This window comes from Bacillus sp. V33-4 (genome assembly GCF_002860225.1).
Classification (GTDB): domain Bacteria; phylum Bacillota; class Bacilli; order Bacillales; family Cytobacillaceae; genus Bacillus_BJ; species Bacillus_BJ canaveralius.
On the sequence record NZ_PGVC01000003.1, the window covers coordinates 69027 to 84455 of the forward strand.

At 43.4% G+C, this 15429-nt stretch carries 15 protein-coding genes and 1 other annotated feature; all 15 genes read right to left on the minus strand.

Annotated features, from left to right (window positions below; translation table 11 throughout):
* Window positions 1-33: 33 nt before the first annotated feature.
* Window positions 34-564 (minus strand): hypothetical protein, encoded by a 531-nt coding sequence (locus CVD23_RS01760; RefSeq protein ID WP_101575581.1) that lies wholly within the window; start codon window positions 562-564, stop codon window positions 34-36.
* A 120-nt stretch (window positions 565-684) separates the two neighbouring features.
* A complete protein-coding gene (gene rpoD / locus CVD23_RS01765) occupies window positions 685-1809 on the minus strand; it encodes an RNA polymerase sigma factor RpoD (protein ID WP_101575580.1) in 1125 nt (374 codons plus the stop codon).
* Between the two features lie 50 nt (window positions 1810-1859).
* The gene (gene dnaG, locus CVD23_RS01770; protein ID WP_101664966.1) at window positions 1860-3671 is read right to left on the minus strand and encodes a DNA primase; all 1812 of its coding nucleotides are present in this window, start codon (window positions 3669-3671) and stop codon (window positions 1860-1862) included.
* 197 nt (window positions 3672-3868) lie between these two features.
* Complete coding sequence (locus CVD23_RS01775) at window positions 3869-4327, minus strand: YaiI/YqxD family protein (protein WP_101575578.1); 459 nt, start codon at window positions 4325-4327, stop codon at window positions 3869-3871.
* Window positions 4328-4605: 278 nt separating this feature from the next.
* Window positions 4606-5424 (minus strand): pyruvate, water dikinase regulatory protein, encoded by an 819-nt coding sequence (locus CVD23_RS01780; protein ID WP_101575577.1) that lies wholly within the window; start codon window positions 5422-5424, stop codon window positions 4606-4608.
* A gap of 19 nt (window positions 5425-5443) precedes the next feature.
* Complete coding sequence (locus tag CVD23_RS01785; RefSeq protein ID WP_101575576.1) at window positions 5444-6073, minus strand: helix-turn-helix transcriptional regulator; 630 nt, start codon at window positions 6071-6073, stop codon at window positions 5444-5446.
* A 204-nt stretch (window positions 6074-6277) separates the two neighbouring features.
* Window positions 6278-8350, minus strand: a complete 2073-nt coding sequence (gene glyS / locus CVD23_RS01790) for a glycine--tRNA ligase subunit beta (RefSeq protein ID WP_101665036.1) — start codon at window positions 8348-8350, stop codon at window positions 6278-6280.
* Window positions 8343-9233, minus strand: coding sequence for a glycine--tRNA ligase subunit alpha (glyQ, locus tag CVD23_RS01795; protein WP_101575575.1), 891 nt, complete (start codon window positions 9231-9233; stop codon window positions 8343-8345). Before glyQ ends, glyS begins: the two co-directional genes overlap by 8 nt.
* 141 nt (window positions 9234-9374) lie before the next feature.
* Window positions 9375-9558 (minus strand) — a binding site (T-box leader).
* Between the two features lie 47 nt (window positions 9559-9605).
* Window positions 9606-10361 carry a DNA repair protein RecO gene (recO, locus tag CVD23_RS01805; protein ID WP_101575573.1) on the minus strand — a complete coding sequence of 252 codons (756 nt, stop codon included), beginning with the start codon at window positions 10359-10361 and terminating at the stop codon, window positions 9606-9608.
* 29 nt (window positions 10362-10390) lie between these two features.
* Window positions 10391-10534 (minus strand): YqzL family protein, encoded by a 144-nt coding sequence (locus CVD23_RS01810; protein WP_101575572.1) that lies wholly within the window; start codon window positions 10532-10534, stop codon window positions 10391-10393.
* 179 nt (window positions 10535-10713) lie between these two features.
* The gene (gene era / locus CVD23_RS01815) at window positions 10714-11634 is read right to left on the minus strand and encodes a GTPase Era (protein ID WP_101575571.1); all 921 of its coding nucleotides are present in this window, start codon (window positions 11632-11634) and stop codon (window positions 10714-10716) included.
* Window positions 11627-12025: a cytidine deaminase gene (locus tag CVD23_RS01820; RefSeq protein ID WP_101575570.1), complete on the minus strand. Its 399-nt coding sequence runs from the start codon at window positions 12023-12025 to the stop codon at window positions 11627-11629. The genes era and CVD23_RS01820 overlap by 8 nt, the downstream gene beginning before the upstream one ends.
* 254 nt (window positions 12026-12279) lie before the next feature.
* Complete coding sequence (locus tag CVD23_RS01825) at window positions 12280-12663, minus strand: diacylglycerol kinase family protein (protein ID WP_101575569.1); 384 nt, start codon at window positions 12661-12663, stop codon at window positions 12280-12282.
* Window positions 12641-13111 (minus strand): rRNA maturation RNase YbeY, encoded by a 471-nt coding sequence (gene ybeY / locus CVD23_RS01830; protein WP_101575568.1) that lies wholly within the window; start codon window positions 13109-13111, stop codon window positions 12641-12643. Before ybeY ends, CVD23_RS01825 begins: the two co-directional genes overlap by 23 nt.
* A complete protein-coding gene (locus CVD23_RS01835) occupies window positions 13108-15294 on the minus strand; it encodes an HD family phosphohydrolase (protein WP_101664970.1) in 2187 nt (728 codons plus the stop codon). Before CVD23_RS01835 ends, ybeY begins: the two co-directional genes overlap by 4 nt.
* Window positions 15295-15429 lie beyond the last annotated feature (135 nt).

Below are 15429 nucleotides of genomic sequence, written 5' to 3' on the forward strand. Positions count from 1 at the left end.
TTCACAACATTTTAAAATTTTTATAATAAATTATTATACAAAAATAGATATAATAATGATCGCCGCTCCTAAAATACCGGCTAGGCAGAAATAAAGAAGCTTTAGTTTCCAGCCAGTAAAAATCCAGAGCAAACAGTTTGCCGCACAAATGATATAGAGAATTCCGTCGCGGTTTGGCGCCAGCACCGACGCCCCTTCCACAGACAATAAAAGAAATATCAGGGCCGAGACAATTAGAGGCACTTGAAATGAAATCCCTTTTCTGGAAAAATAGAAAACAGCCAACAGGCCGGCAATGATAAAAATTCCGCCAAGAGCCATTTGCAAAATGAAAGACAATTCAGTAAAATAAATGACAAATATAAAAATTGGAATGAGAAGGAAAATAGCAATGTTTGGAAAATGTGATTTTAAGGAAGCTATTCTCTGTTTATTTTTTTCGACCGGGCGATTCCCTTCCGTATATAGCGTCAAAAGGTAGTTGCAGTATTGTTCAGGAAGCAGCCTGTTTTCCTTCCAATACAAAATCTCTTTAACAATCGTGCTTTTGCGATTTTCATTCATTTATTGTACACTTCCTAACATCTGCTCCTATTGCAACCGGAAACATATTGTAAAAAAAATAGTTTACTTCCATTGTAAGAAGTAAACTACTTTGTGACAATCATTTATTTTTCAGATTGATTATTCCAGGAAATCCTTCAGCCTTTTGCTGCGGGATGGATGGCGAAGTTTGCGCAGCGCTTTCGCTTCAATCTGGCGGATCCGTTCGCGCGTCACGCCAAACACTTTCCCGACTTCTTCGAGTGTCCGGGTGCGCCCGTCATCAAGCCCGAAACGGAGGCGCAGTACATTTTCTTCCCGGTCTGTCAGTGTATCCAGCACGTCTTCAAGCTGCTCCTTGAGAAGTTCGTAAGCAGCATGCTCTGAAGGAGACGTTGCATCCTGATCTTCAATGAAATCACCAAGATGTGAATCATCTTCCTCACCGATTGGTGTTTCAAGTGAAACAGGTTCCTGGGCGATTTTTAAAATTTCACGAACTTTATCCGGAGTGAGATCCATATCTTCCGCAATTTCTTCCGGTGTTGGTTCGCGGCCAAGGTCCTGAAGCAACTGGCGCTGGACCCGGATAAGTTTATTGATTGTCTCGACCATATGAACCGGAATACGGATCGTTCTTGCCTGATCCGCAATTGCACGCGTGATCGCCTGGCGAATCCACCATGTTGCATATGTGCTGAATTTAAAACCTTTTCGGTAATCGAATTTTTCAACAGCTTTAATTAAACCCATATTTCCTTCTTGAATCAAGTCAAGGAAAAGCATTCCCCTGCCGACATAACGCTTGGCAATACTGACTACAAGACGGAGATTAGCTTCAGCAAGACGCCGTTTGGCTTCCTCATCACCCTGCTCGATTCGCTCTGCAAGAGATATTTCCTCTTCAGCGGAAAGCAGGTCGACACGGCCAATTTCTTTTAAATACATGCGGACAGGATCATTGATCTTTACGCCCGGAGGTACGCTGAGGTCATTTAAATCAAATTCCTCATCACCTTTTGCTAATTGCTGTATATTCGGGTCGGCATCCTCACTGTCTCCGACCAGCTCAACTCCTTGTGACCCAAGGAGTTCATAGAACTCATCCATTTGATCTGAATCGAGCTCAAAGTTTGACAATCTTTCCGCTATATCATCATAAGCTAATACACCGGTCTTTTTACCTACTTCAGTTAACTGCTCTTTTACTTGTTCCAGGGTCATATCTGACTCGACCTCTTTCGAACGGGCTGACTTTTCAGCCATATGTCCCCCTCCTTCCAAAATCACCAAACACTTATCTACACTATTCGGATCTATAAAGACTTTCGCAACTGGATAATTTCCATCGCGATAGCGGCTGCTTTTGCAAAATCTTTTTGGCGATCTGCTTCCTTTTCTTGCGCCTCTTTTTCTTTTATCATTAACATCTTTTGATAATTCAACACCTGTTTGATATAATCAGACATTTCCTGCTGGCTGATCTCTTCATTGATAGACATCATTTCAATGTCCGCCACAAGCCTTTTCAGCTTCGGGTCTTGAAGATAATTTAAAAATGCGCCTGGATCAGGAGCTCTCCCGTCCTCATAATAGCCAAATAAATACGTAATAATTGCTTGATGTTCATCAATATTAAATGAACTGCCTGCAAGCCGGTCCTGCACTTTATAAGCCACATCACTGCTTCTGAGCATGTGGGCAATCAGCCTTCTTTCAGCGGTATGATAAGCAGGCTTCAACTGCTCGGTTTTCATTGCCCCTGCCCACTTTTTCGCGGGCTTTTCAGCGCTCTTACTTGTTGTTTTGCGGTTTTCAACCCGGGTATACTGCTGCTGCTCCTGCATTAAGGCATCGAGAGACAATGAGAACTCTGATGCAAGCTGGCGCAAATAATGATCCTTTTCGACCGCTTTGTCAAGGCGGCTTATTTCCTTTACTACTTTTTCGATATACTGGAGCCGATCTCCTTCATCTTGAAGGTTTTTCCCTCTCCGATAATACAGAAGCTTAAAAGACATGAACGGAATACTGGCCCCTATTACATCATTTCGAAATTTATCAGCACCAAATTTCTTGATATAGTCATCAGGGTCCATACCGTCAGGCATTTGTGCTACTCTTATGTAGCTTCCTGCCGCGGACAGGGCGGTTGCTGCCCGAAAAGCAGCTTCTACTCCAGCATTGTCAGCATCATAACAAATGATAACCGATTGGACATTCCGCTTTATAAGAGTAATATGCTCATCAGTGAGCGCTGTGCCCATCGTTGCTATTCCATTTTCGACGCCTGACCGGTCTGCAGCTATGACATCAGCGAACCCTTCAAACAGAACGGCTTGCTGAAGCTTCCGAATACTCGGGCGGGCCAGGTGAAAATTATATAAAATTTTGCTTTTATTAAAGATTGCCGTCTCGGGACTATTCAAATATTTAGGCTCATCGGCCCCTAGTGATCTCCCGGAAAAAGCAATCGTATTTCCGTTTTTATCCAGTATCGGAAACATAATTCTGTCCCGAAAACGGTCAAAGTAGCTGCCATCCTTTTCCCTTTTAATGATTAAGCCGGCTTTCTCCAGCAGAGCGGTGGAAAAACCTCTTTTCGCCAAAAACTTATAAACGAAGTCCCATGTGCCGAGCGCATAACCCACCTCGAATTTATTGATGGATTCGATCGTAAATCCCCTGCCGAGCAAGTACTCAAGGGCATGCTGACCGTCTTTTGTGTTTACAAGCAAATGATGATAGAATTTCCGTAATAGCTCATGGGCTTCGATCATTTGTTGGTTCTCTTTCGAAATCGGTTTCCCTGCTGACACTGCAGAAAGATCAAGTTGAAGGTCAATATTCGCTCTATCAGCGAGTTTAATCGCAGCCTCCATAAACGTCAATCCTTCTGCCTCCATCAGAAACGAATAGGCATTTCCGCCAGCCCCGCACCCAAAACAATGGTATATTTGTTTATCGGGCGAAACGGAAAATGAAGGGCTATTCTCACCATGAAAAGGACATAAGCCGAAATAATTGCGGCCTTGCTTTTTCAACTGAACATAATCACTTATGACATCAACAATATCAACCGCTTGCCGTATCTCATTTAATTTTTCTTCGGCAATTCGTTCTGCCATGATGAGTGCATCTCCATTTAACTGAATGAATTTTTCATAAAGCAATTCTTTAACTGAAAAACGAACAGTTTTTTAAAATTAAGATCGTATTATTCGTTTCCTATGGCATACTCCTGTTTATTTAGACAGCTTCATTCGTTTTTCGGTTTAGCTTATTACATTGTAACTTTACTCAACTATTAGATATTCTTGAAAAATCAACGAATCCCTGCAAATTTCGACAAAATGTTTGTCAGCTGATGTACAAATCTTGATCTGTCCTCGTCCGTGTATGGCTTGGGACCTTTACCATAAACACCGCGCCTGCGCGCTTTGGCGGAAAGATACCGCAGATCAAGAGCCGTATCAATATCCTTTTCTTCAAATAAAGTTCCCCGTGGTGATAGTACATAAACCCCCATACCGAGCAGGGTCGATGCGAGACCGATATCCTGGGTCACCGCAATATCACCCTTTTTCACATGATTCATGATGTACAAATCTACAGCTTCCTTTCCTGCATCAACGTACTTCCAGACAGCATGGCCATTGTCCCGTTTGACATGGTTATAGGAAGCGATGAAAATTGCCTCGACTGAGAAAGAAGCTGCGATTTCGACAATTTCCTGTTGAACAGGACACGAATCTGCATCCACAAATAAATCAGGAATGCCCATTTTACTAGTAATTCTACATCCCCCCGGATATTCCTTCTTTCTTTAAACAACTTTCTAAAATGGAAATGTGTCGAATATTTTTTGACTGGTTTTCTTGACATCTGACAATAAATAGTTTATTCGTTCAGATTGAAGTCTAAACCTAATTATGTGCATTTTTATCACAATTTTTTATTATAGTATAGAAATGTTCATTTTTCCATTAATATTACTTGAAAAATAAAATAGAAATAAGCCTGGATCAAAAACCATAAGAAAAGCACTTATCAAAATAAGTGCTAATTCACGGAGTTTTTCTTTTGAAAAAGATTCAGAATCATATTTGCAGTCTCTTCTACCGCTTTGTTTGTGACGTCAATGATCGGACAGCCTATTCTATGCACGATTTTGTCAAAGTAGACCAGTTCTGCTTTAATCCGTTCAATATTTGCATAGCTGGCTTCATCATTTAATCCGAGTGAACGCAGGCGTTCCCTGCGAATATTGTTCAATTTCTCCGGACTAATTTTTAAACCAAAGCACTTATCCGGGGAGACATAAAAAAGTTCTTCCGGAGGATCCACCTCAGGCACAATCGGGACGTTGGCGACTTTAAGCCGTTTAAGGGCCAAGTATTGCGAAAGCGGTGTTTTTGATGTTCTCGACACACCCACCAGAACAATGTCTGCTTTTAAGATCCCACGCGGATCCCTGCCGTCATCATACTTTACGGCAAATTCGATCGCCTCAACCTTTTTAAAGTAATCTTCATCAAGCTTGCGGACAAGACCAGGTTCATATAAAGGTGTCTCTCCGCAAATCTGCTGGATGCGGTCCATCAGCGGACCGATGATATCGAATGCATAAATGCCCTCTTTCACCGTCACCTCCTGCATATATGCCCTGATCTCAGGCTTGACGAGTGTATAGGCAATCATTCCTTGATTTATTTTCGCTAATGTAATTACTTCATCAATATTCGTCTTCTCTTCCACATACGGAAAACGTTTTATTGTAACGTCGCTGCCGTTGAATTGGCTGATTGCCGCTTTTGTAACGAGCTCAGCCGTTTCTCCAACGGAATCGGATACGACGTAAATAATCGGCAAATTACCCATTTCTTAAATCTCCCCTTTGTCAATCATGAGCAAGCGAAACGAACGCTTTTGTAATATTTGTTTTCGTAATCCGCCCGGTTACTTCAAATCCCTGCTCGGTTTCTTTCACGACCGGCAAAGCATCAATTTGTTTATCAATAAGAACTTTTGCGATGTCAATCAAAAGGTCCTCTTTATGACACATTGTAATGTTTGGCATCCTCGTCATGATGATGTGGACTGGTATGCTCGTCAGCTCCTGCTTGCCAATGCTGGCCCTGAGCAAGTCCTTTCTTGATAAGACACCCATTAAAATGGACCGTTCATCGACAACAAACAGAGTTCCGACATCTTCAAGGAACATCGTACAAATTGCATCGTAAACAGAAACATTTTCGTTTACTACAACCGGAATCGACTGGTAATCCTTCACATAGAGTTTCTTGAGATTTTCAGTGAGCAACTGCGTCCCCGATTTTCCTGTATAAAAATAACCCACTCTTGGCCGGGCATCCAAAAACCCCGCCATCGTTAAAATTGCGAGATCGGGCCTTAAGGTTGCCCTCGTCAGATTTAATTGATCGGCAATATGCTCGCCTGTGATCGGGCCATTTTCTTTAACTATCTCCAATATTAATTCTTGCCGTTTATTCAGTTCGATTTTTCTCACCGCCTAGCATTCCTGTAAAATAGCCGTTCTTTCTATTATGCTTGTAGCTGCTGGACTGGAACGCATTTTTATCTTACGTCCAAAGCAATAATGACATACTTTTATAGAAATATTATATACCATTTATCGAAAATAGGAAGAACTGATTATGATCAAAAGCAGAAAAGCCTGTCGCAACAGGACAGACTCTTCTACTTTGGAAGTCTATTTTACGATGATCTCATTCATTTTCGCAAAATTGTTGATAAGCCGGGCCAGCTTGCCCATTAAAGCTAAGCGGTTTGCACGAATGGTTGGGTCATCCGCCATGACCATTGTATGGTCAAAATAATCATTAATCGGATCCCTTAAGGAAACAAGCATTTCGAATGCTTCCTCTTCTCCTTCGTTGAAATCTATTTGCTGTGAGGCTGTTAAATAGCTTTGGAACAACGTTTTTTCGTATTCATTTTCAAACAGTTCACGTTGAACGTCACCATCAGCATTTGCTTTGCTAGCGATATTCAAGACACGGCTAAAGGCCTCGATACTTTCTTTAAAGTAGGGCGCGTCTTTTTTCCGGTCAAGAATTTGAGCTTTTCTGACGAGCGACGCCGGAGCGCCAATTTCCCCGCCCAGGACTGCCTCAATTAGATCGTAACGAATGCCCCGCTCCTGGAGCAAATGTTTAATGCGCAGCTTGAAAAATTGGACAAGCTCGCTGAATAAACCTTCTCTGCCCTCATCAGAATGATTTGCTTTCATGTTGAGTTGAAGCGCTTCATAAAGGAATTGCTCAAAAGAAATCCGCCAACCTTTGTCAATCAGCGTTTGGATGATGCCGGTTGCCTGCCGCCTTAACGCATACGGATCCTGGGAACCGGTCGGCAATTTGCCGATGCTAAAGAATGAAACGATTGTATCAAGCTTATCGGCGATCGCAAGCACTGCACTTACATTTGCAGCAGGAGTCCGGTCTTCAGCATTGCGCGGCATGTAATGCTCATTAATGGCAGCGGCAACCTCAGGCTGCTCGCCTTGTTGCAATGCATATTTTTCACCCATCGTCCCTTGTAATTCAGGGAATTCATAGACCATTTGCGTGACAAGGTCAAACTTGCAAATTTGTGCAGCCCTGTCTGCTGCCTTACGATCACGCTCAGTCAACTCAAGCATGTTTGCCAGTCGATTGGTAAGCTCTCTGACTCTGTCAACTTTGCTGGCAAGAGTGCCTATCTCTTCGTGGTAAACAATCGAATCAAGTTTTTGCAGCGCTGTTTCAATCACGAGCTTTTGGTCCTCCCTGAAAAAGAACGCTGCATCCGCCAGCCTGGCCCGCAGAACCTTTTCGTTTCCCTTTGCAACCTGCTCAAGATGCAGATGATCCCCGTTCCGCACTGTTACAAAGTAGGGAAGAAGGTCACCGCTCGGCGACTTTACTGGAAAATAGCGCTGGTGTTCCTTCATTGACGTGATTAACACCTCTTCGGGCAGCTCGAGAAAGGCCTGCTCAAAATGGCCAAATAACGCTGTTGGATACTCAACAAGGTTATTAACCTCTTCCAACAAATCTTCTTCAATCGGAATCGTCCACTGCTTTTCCTCTGCAATCCGGTTAATCTGGCTGACGATCGCCCGTTTTCTTTCCGTTGCATCGGCGACTACAAACTGGCTGAGTAACGCTTCAGCATATTCAGCAGGGGATGAAAGGCTGATCTCTCTGCCGAGAAAGCGATGTCCGAACGTTTTGTTCCCTGAGACGGCCCCGGCAATCGTCATTGGAATCACTTCATTACCAAACAGGACAACAATCCATTTAATCGGCCTGACATATTTTAAGTCTTCGTTTGCCCAGCGCATGTTTTTCGGAAATGTTAGACTTGTGATCACCTGTTTTAATTCAGGGAGCAACTCTGCTGTTTTCCGGCCTTTTGTAAACTTTTTGACGTGAGCATATTCGACACCGTTAATCTCTTTAAAATAAAGATCATCGACGCTTTTGCCCTGGCCGCGAGAAAATCCTTCCGCCGCTTTCGTCCATTCCCCTTGATCGTTCACAGCAATCTTTTTTGCTGGCCCTTTTGCTTCTTCATGAATATCCGGTTGTGCTTCGTCAAGATTTGTTATGAAAAGAGCGAGGCGGCGGGGAGTCGAAAACGTTTTTACTGTATCAAAGTTAATTTTTCTCTCTTCCAGCCATGCCTGAACTTTTGCGGAAAGCTGATTTACCGAGTCTGTAATAACCCTGGCAGGCATTTCTTCAAGGCCAATTTCGAGCAATAAATCACGTTTATTCACTTTTTTCACCACGTTTCTGAGTTAAAATCGGGAAGCCGAGCTTCTCCCGTTCTTCATAAAATGTTTTGGCAATGTTCCTCGCCAGATTCCGGCAGCGGGCGATATAGCCTGTTCTCTCTGTTACGGAAATCGCACCGCGCGCATCAAGGATATTAAAAACGTGTGAACATTTCAATACATAGTCATAAGCAGGGTGTACAAGCCCTTCATCCATTTGCCGGTGCGCTTCTTTTTCATAAATATTGAAAAGGTTGAAGAGCATGTCAGGATCGGATGTCTCAAACGTATACTTTGAATGCTCGTATTCGGGCTGAAGAAAAATGTCGCGGACAGTAAAGCCTTCCGTCCATTCGAGGTCAAAGACATTTTCCTTATCCTGAATATAGGAAGCAAGCCTTTCGATTCCATAAGTAATTTCAACAGAGACAGGTTTGCACTCCAGTCCGCCGACTTGCTGGAAGTAGGTAAATTGCGTGATTTCCATCCCGTCAAGCCACACTTCCCAGCCAAGTCCGGCGCAGCCCAGCGAAGGGTTCTCCCAGTTATCTTCAACAAAACGGATATCATGCTCGAGCGGGTTAATGCCTAGTGCTTTGAGTGACTCAAGGTATAGTTCCTGGATATTGTCGGGAGAAGGCTTTAAAATAACCTGGAATTGATGATGCTGGTACAACCGGTTTGGATTCTCTCCGTAACGGCCGTCAGCAGGACGCCGTGATGGTTCTACATAAGCGACACTCCAGGGCTCAGGCCCGATCGCTCTCAGGAATGTGTAAGGGCTCATCGTTCCCGCTCCCTTTTCCACATCATAAGCTTGCATCAAAATACAGCCTTGGTCGGACCAATGTTTTTGCAATGTCAAAATCATGTTTTGAATGTTCATAAGCCACCTCTTTCTGTAAAATTTCGTATTTCCCACACCATTTTCGGGACACTGGACAGTCAATGACTCACATCGCAGCGGGTCTGAGCGTAATACACAAGAAAATGAAAGCACAAAAAACTCCCGTTCCTATGCATTACGCATAGGGACGAGAGTTACCCGCGGTTCCACCCTATTTGCTGCCGTCCGGCAGCCGCCTTAATTTTCACAAAAGCAAAACGTTGCTCCGGAGCGCCCTTCCCCTGCTGTCTATTTTCCGGCTTGCACCATCCCGAAATCGCTTTTATAGAGTAAGCTGGGTACTCTTTTCCTTCACCGCAACCTATTAATATTAATTTGAATATTAGCAAAGAACCAATCTGCTTGTCAATGTTAAGACAGCATATCACGCATTTTATCGATTTGATCCAAAAACTTTTTCGCTTTTAAATGAAGCCCTGAGTATTCTTCATAATAGGCCGATATCACTTTTTTAAGTTCATTCTTCGTTTCTTGTTTGACCGAGATATTCCCAAGCCGCGAAAGGTCAAGAGCCTGGAAAAGACGGAGCAGCTTTACCGTCGCAGGGGCGATTTGATAACGGTATGGATCGTGATGCTCACAGCGATGGCAAATAAGCCCGCCTTCCTTGATTGAAAAAGAAAAATGCCCGTCGGTACTGCCGCACACAGAGCATCGGTTTAATACAGGATAGAGACCGAGGACACTGAGCATTTTTATTTGATAAATGTTGGTCAATATCTCAAGGTCGTATCCTTCGTTCATGTATTGCAGCGTCTGGTAAAGCAATTCAAAAAGATAAGGATTGGGTTTCTTTTCTTCCGTGCTTTTATCTGTCAGGTCAACAATATAACTCGCGTAGGCGGTTAAAAAAATGTCTTCGCGGATGGATCGCATCGAGGAAACCAGTTCCCCTTGCTGGAGATTGCCCAGACCGCTGCCTTTATGGATTAAAAAATAACCATATGTAAACAGCTGGGTGACCGCGGAGAGGCGGCTGTTTGTCTTTTTAGCTCCCCTCGCCATCACACCAACCTTTCCCCATTCACGTGTATATAAAGTGACAATCTTATTCGTTTCACCATAATCTGTAGCTCTAATGACAATGCCTTCACACTTTTGAAGCATAACGCCACCATCCATTAAATTAGACAAATCTATGAGATGGGAAAATCTACCTCTGCTAGCTCAACTTCTTGACTTCCGGGTATTTCTTGTGTGTCCTTCTCCAATTCCTTAAAGAGAAGATATGTGTCAATATTACCTGTTTGCGAAAACACCTTCCAGGTAAAATCCAACATCGAAAACCCCACCTTTCGATTATTCAACTAGCACTTCTGGGCCCAATTCCTTTACATTTATCATAGCCTGTCATTCAAAAATCATGAGACGAAAAATTTGTTAATCTGTTACATGCATAAACTTGAAATTTCAATAATAACTTAGTTAGGGCGAAGATAGTCCGCTAGCGCTTGAACTTTTAATATTCATCTTCGCGGAAACCGTAGTCGCGCAGCTGGTGCATTTTATTCCGCCAATCCTTCTGGACTTTTACCCAAAGCTCTAAAAAAACCTTGGAGCCGAGAAGATTTTCAATATCGATCCTTGCCCTTTGCCCGATTTCCTTGAGCATTTTTCCTTGCTTGCCAATAATGATGCCTTTTTGCGAATCGCGTTCAACAATAATTGTTGCCATCACATGGATTACGTCTTTGTCTTCGCGACGCTCCATTTTGTCGATTACAACGGCAAGGGAATGAGGAACCTCTTCCCGAGTTAAATGGAGAGCCTTTTCACGGATCAGCTCGGATACGATAAATCTCTCCGGATGGTCTGTTACTTGGTCGGCAGGGTAAAACTGCGGACCCTCCGGAAGATATTTTTTGATCTGCTCCAGCAATGCATCAACATTATTTCCTTCAAGTGCAGAAATAGGGACAATTTCCCGAAAGTCATACTTTTCCTTATAGGAGTCGATTACATTCAGCAGTTGATCGGGATGAATTTGGTCAATTTTGTTGATGACAAGGAAAATAGGTGTTCGAACGGACTCAAACTTTTCTAAAATGAACTCCTCACCTTTGCCGAATCCCTCTGCAGCATTGACCATGAAAAGAACAAGATCAACTTGTTTTAGTGTGTTAATTGCTACCTTCATCATGAAGTCGCCCAGTTTATGTTTCGGCTTATGGATTCCAGGTGTATCGATAAAGATCAGCTGTGAATCGTTTTGCGTGAGGACTCCCTGGACCTTGTTGCGAGTCGTTTGCGGCTTATCGCTCATGATCGCTATTTTCTGGCCGATCACTTTGTTAAGAAATGTTGATTTGCCAACATTGGGCCGGCCAATAATTGAAATAAAACCGGATTTGTGCTGTGGCGTTTCGTTTGTATTACTCATGTAAGTCCTCCGGTGAAAATGCTCCTGGCAATAATTCTTCAACAGTGAATTCCCGGGTTACCCCGTGAAGATTGGTTAAGACAACCCTCATATCCCTCGGGCAAAGCTCTGAAATAACTTGCCGGCAGGCTCCGCAAGGCGAGACTGGCCCTTTCGTATCTGCAATGACCGCCATTGCAGTAAAGACGCGGTCTCCTTCTGAATACGCTTTAAACAAAGCTGTCCTCTCTGCACAATTACACATGCTGTATGCAGCATTTTCAATATTGCAGCCATGGTAAACCTTGCCATCATCTGTTAGAAGGGCTGCTCCCACTTGAAATTTTGAGTAGGGAACATATGCTTTTTCTCTTGCTTTTTTTGCTTCTTGAATTAATTGTTCAATGTTCAAAACAATTCTTCCTTTCCAAAAGAAGACTGCCTTCTCTTTATTTTACCCTATTTTGCAGTTAATTTCATCGCTTGTTACAAAATCGCAATAAAAAATATTGAATTTTCTAAAAAGTCTTCCGGTTTATTTTATACTGCTCTGTCATTTTATCGAATATTTAGAGCGTTTACAATCAGCATCCGGTATTGGCCCAATTTTGTATCCAGGACTGTTTCATGACAGAAAGGCTGCCCGACAAGGCAGCCCCAGCCTATCTACAATAGCTTGGGAATAAAAATGATCAATCCGACTGCAACCGATAAAACTGCATAGATCAGCACTGCTCCCGCCGCAATATCCTTTGCCTCTTTTGCAAGGGGATGCTCTTCTTTCGTAACGAGGTCGACGGCTCTCTCGATGGCTGTATTGATTAATTCGAGGGAGAGCATGCCCCCGATGGCAAATAACACAAACAGCCACTCGACAGGTGAAAGTGAAAAGAAAAATCCCGCGCCAATCACAAAAAACGAAATGAAGAAGTGGATTTTCATATTTGTTTCGTTTTTGAGAGCTGAGTTGATCCCGGCACAAGCGTAGAGAAACGACCGAAAAACACCGCAATGACGCCTATTTCTCCTATCTTTGAAGGCCGAACTCATCTAATATATCCTTTTGGCGGCTAAACATTTTTTTTTCGTCTTGCTCGGTCATATGATCATATCCCAATAGATGAAGAAATCCGTGAACAGCCAGGAACCCGAGCTCGCGGATAAACGAGTGGCTATACTCCTCAGCCTGTTCCTTTGCTTTCTGTACAGATATAACGATATCGCCAAGTACCCGCGGAATTTCCGTCCCCTGGATTTGCCGCTCTCCTTCGCCCAATTCCTCCATCGCAAAGGAGATGACATCTGTTGGCCTGTCTTTATCGCGATAATCCCGGTTAATCTCCTGGATTCTCTCATTGGATACGAATGTAATCGAAACCTCACTGCCCGCTTCCACATCTTCCTTTTCCGCCGCAAAATTTAAAAGTGCAACGACGGTGCTGATCTCTTCATCAGCAAGCTGACCGGTTTCATCGATCGGTTCAATTGCTAAGCTCATGCTTGGTTCACCTTCTGTTTCATCATTTCTGGATATTCAATCCTTGAGTGAAAGATTCCCTTTAACGTCTCACATAATGTATGAGCGACGATTTCCAGTTCTTTCAGTGTAATATCACATTCGTTCAGCTGTCCGTCCTGCAATCGGTCAGAAATTATATTGCGGACAATCTCCTCAATTTGTTCATTTGTAGGATGGCTCATCGAGCGGACAGCCGCTTCGACACTGTCGGCGATTCCAATGATTGCCGATTCCTTTGTTTTTGCTTTCGGACCTGGATACCGATAGTCTTCCACCTTCGCTTCAAGGCCGTTTTGTTTTGCTTTGTGATAAAAATACTTCAATAGGGTTGTTCCATGATGCTGTTCCGCAATATCAACAATTTCCCGGGGCAGGCGATGCTTTCGTAATGCTTCTGCCCCATCTGTTGCATGGGCAATAATGATATTTTTACTTGTCTGCGGCGGCAGGCGGTCATGGGGATTTTCAATATTCAATTGATTTTCAATAAAGAACTGCGGTCGTTTCGTTTTGCCAATGTCATGATAATAGCAGCCAACCCGGGCCAGCAGCCCGTTTGCCCCGACCGCTTCACATGCTGATTCGGCAAGATTGGCAACCATGACACTGTGATGGTACGTGCCCGGTGCCTCTGTTAAAATTTTGCGGAGGAGCGGATGATTCGGGTTTGAAAGCTCAATTAACTTCATTGTCGACAAAATTCCGAATCCAGCTTCAAAAAATGGCAGCAGCCCGATCGTCAGAACAGCGGATGCTATCCCGGACACAAGTGCGGCGATCAAATAGAAACTATATTCAAGGCCGGAGTATTGTCCGTTTTGCAAAAACAATAACGAAACAATCACGACAAGATTGACCGCCGAAACGAGCAAACCAGCCTGGAGAATTTTTGAGCGTTGGTTTTGCTTGCTTAAAAATAAAATTCCTGCCAGTCCGCTGCATAAAATGTAGATCCCGATCGTCATATGAATGGTTCCGGTAATTCCTTCGTTAAAAAGGATGCTGCCGCAAACCGCCATCGCAATTGTCATAAATATAGCCAGACGTTCATCGATTAAAATTTTTATCAGCATCGCACCCATTGCAGCCGGGAACACATAACCGATATCAGCGTACTCATACATTTGCAAAAGGCTGATCAACTTCATGATGATTATCGACAGGACAAAAATTAAGCTGAACAGCAGCAAATTTGTCTGCTTTTTATCTTCCGGGGTTTTTTCATTAAAATAATAATAAAGAGCAAGCAGCAAAATCGAAATAAACAAAACGAGACCGGCGAACGGTTTTATCGAGTTATCACTATCAAGCACTCCAGCCAGCTCGAGCTGCCGGAAAATTTCGCGGCTGATCAGCTGTCCCTCCTCCACTAATATCTGCCCCTGAAGAATTTTAACAGGTTCTATATCTTCCTTTGCCTGTTCTCTCAGTTCTTCTGTAGCAACCGGATCGTAAAATTCATTTTGGACGACCGCATACCTGCCAAGAGCGATCGCAGCGTCCTTCATATTAGCAGATAGGCTCGTGTATTTGAGCTCTTCCTCAAGCCGCTTCTTTGCATTTTCGACTTGATCAGCCGGAATTCGCTCGTTCATGACATGGTTAATTGCCGTAACCGTTAAATCTTTCGCGATTGATAATTCATCCTTCCCCGTCTGCAGAAGCGAATTAAAAACCGGATCTGGAATATCTTTCGTCACATTTTCCGTCAATTTATCCTTCAGCATCGGAAGCTTGTCAGCTACAGTCGGCGCTGTTGCTGGAGCGGTTCCCGTGCCATCTGCATTTGTCTGAGCCTGTTTCTGGAGCTGATCCTGCTCCACTTTAATCTCTTCTTCCACCTCGGAAACCGAATCAAATATGGACGAAATTAAATCGACCCGGTTTTCCGTATACTCTTTTTTCATTGTGTAGACGTCCTGAACCTGTTCGCTTGCCTCAGTCCGCTTCCGTTCCGTATTGGCCCGGTCTTCAAGGGTAATCGGCGAACGGATTGTTTGCTCCGCAACAGAAAAAAGAGTCAGGTTCAGTTTTTCCGGTTTTACATTGCTGTACATAACAGCAAATAATATGATTCCGATCGAAACAAATAACAGCACCTTAAAAAAGGTAACATCCAGCAGGTTGCGGATTTTCGCTAATTGTCTTTGAAGCTTTTCCATCTTCGGCCCCTCCTATCACGGCTCGAAATCATGGCCAGATAAGCAGTTTAGTTTTGTCGACTCTAATTATGTAAAATCATAACAGTTTTTCATCCAAGTTTCATCCTCAAATCGGATTAGCTCAAAAAATGTTTG

Excerpts from the sequence above, each read along its gene's own strand:
- CVD23_RS01760 (WP_101575581.1), bottom strand. The coding sequence starts at position 564 with ATGAATGAAAATCGCAAAAGCACGATTGTTAAAGAGATTTTGTATTGG.
- rpoD (WP_101575580.1), bottom strand. The coding sequence starts at position 1,809 with ATGGCTGAAAAGTCAGCCCGTTCGAAAGAGGTCGAGTCAGATATGACC.
- dnaG (WP_101664966.1), bottom strand. The coding sequence starts at position 3,671 with ATGGCAGAACGAATTGCCGAAGAAAAATTAAATGAGATACGGCAAGCG.
- CVD23_RS01775 (WP_101575578.1), bottom strand. The coding sequence starts at position 4,327 with ATGGGCATTCCTGATTTATTTGTGGATGCAGATTCGTGTCCTGTTCAA.
- CVD23_RS01780 (WP_101575577.1), bottom strand. The coding sequence starts at position 5,424 with ATGGGTAATTTGCCGATTATTTACGTCGTATCCGATTCCGTTGGAGAA.
- glyQ (WP_101575575.1), bottom strand. The coding sequence starts at position 9,233 with ATGAACATTCAAAACATGATTTTGACATTGCAAAAACATTGGTCCGAC.
- recO (WP_101575573.1), bottom strand. The coding sequence starts at position 10,361 with ATGCTTCAAAAGTGTGAAGGCATTGTCATTAGAGCTACAGATTATGGT.
- CVD23_RS01810 (WP_101575572.1), bottom strand. The coding sequence starts at position 10,534 with ATGTTGGATTTTACCTGGAAGGTGTTTTCGCAAACAGGTAATATTGAC.
- era (WP_101575571.1), bottom strand. The coding sequence starts at position 11,634 with ATGAGTAATACAAACGAAACGCCACAGCACAAATCCGGTTTTATTTCA.
- CVD23_RS01825 (WP_101575569.1), bottom strand. The coding sequence starts at position 12,663 with ATGAGTTCGGCCTTCAAAGATAGGAGAAATAGGCGTCATTGCGGTGTT.
- ybeY (WP_101575568.1), bottom strand. The coding sequence starts at position 13,111 with ATGAGCTTAGCAATTGAACCGATCGATGAAACCGGTCAGCTTGCTGAT.
- CVD23_RS01835 (WP_101664970.1), bottom strand. The coding sequence starts at position 15,294 with ATGGAAAAGCTTCAAAGACAATTAGCGAAAATCCGCAACCTGCTGGAT.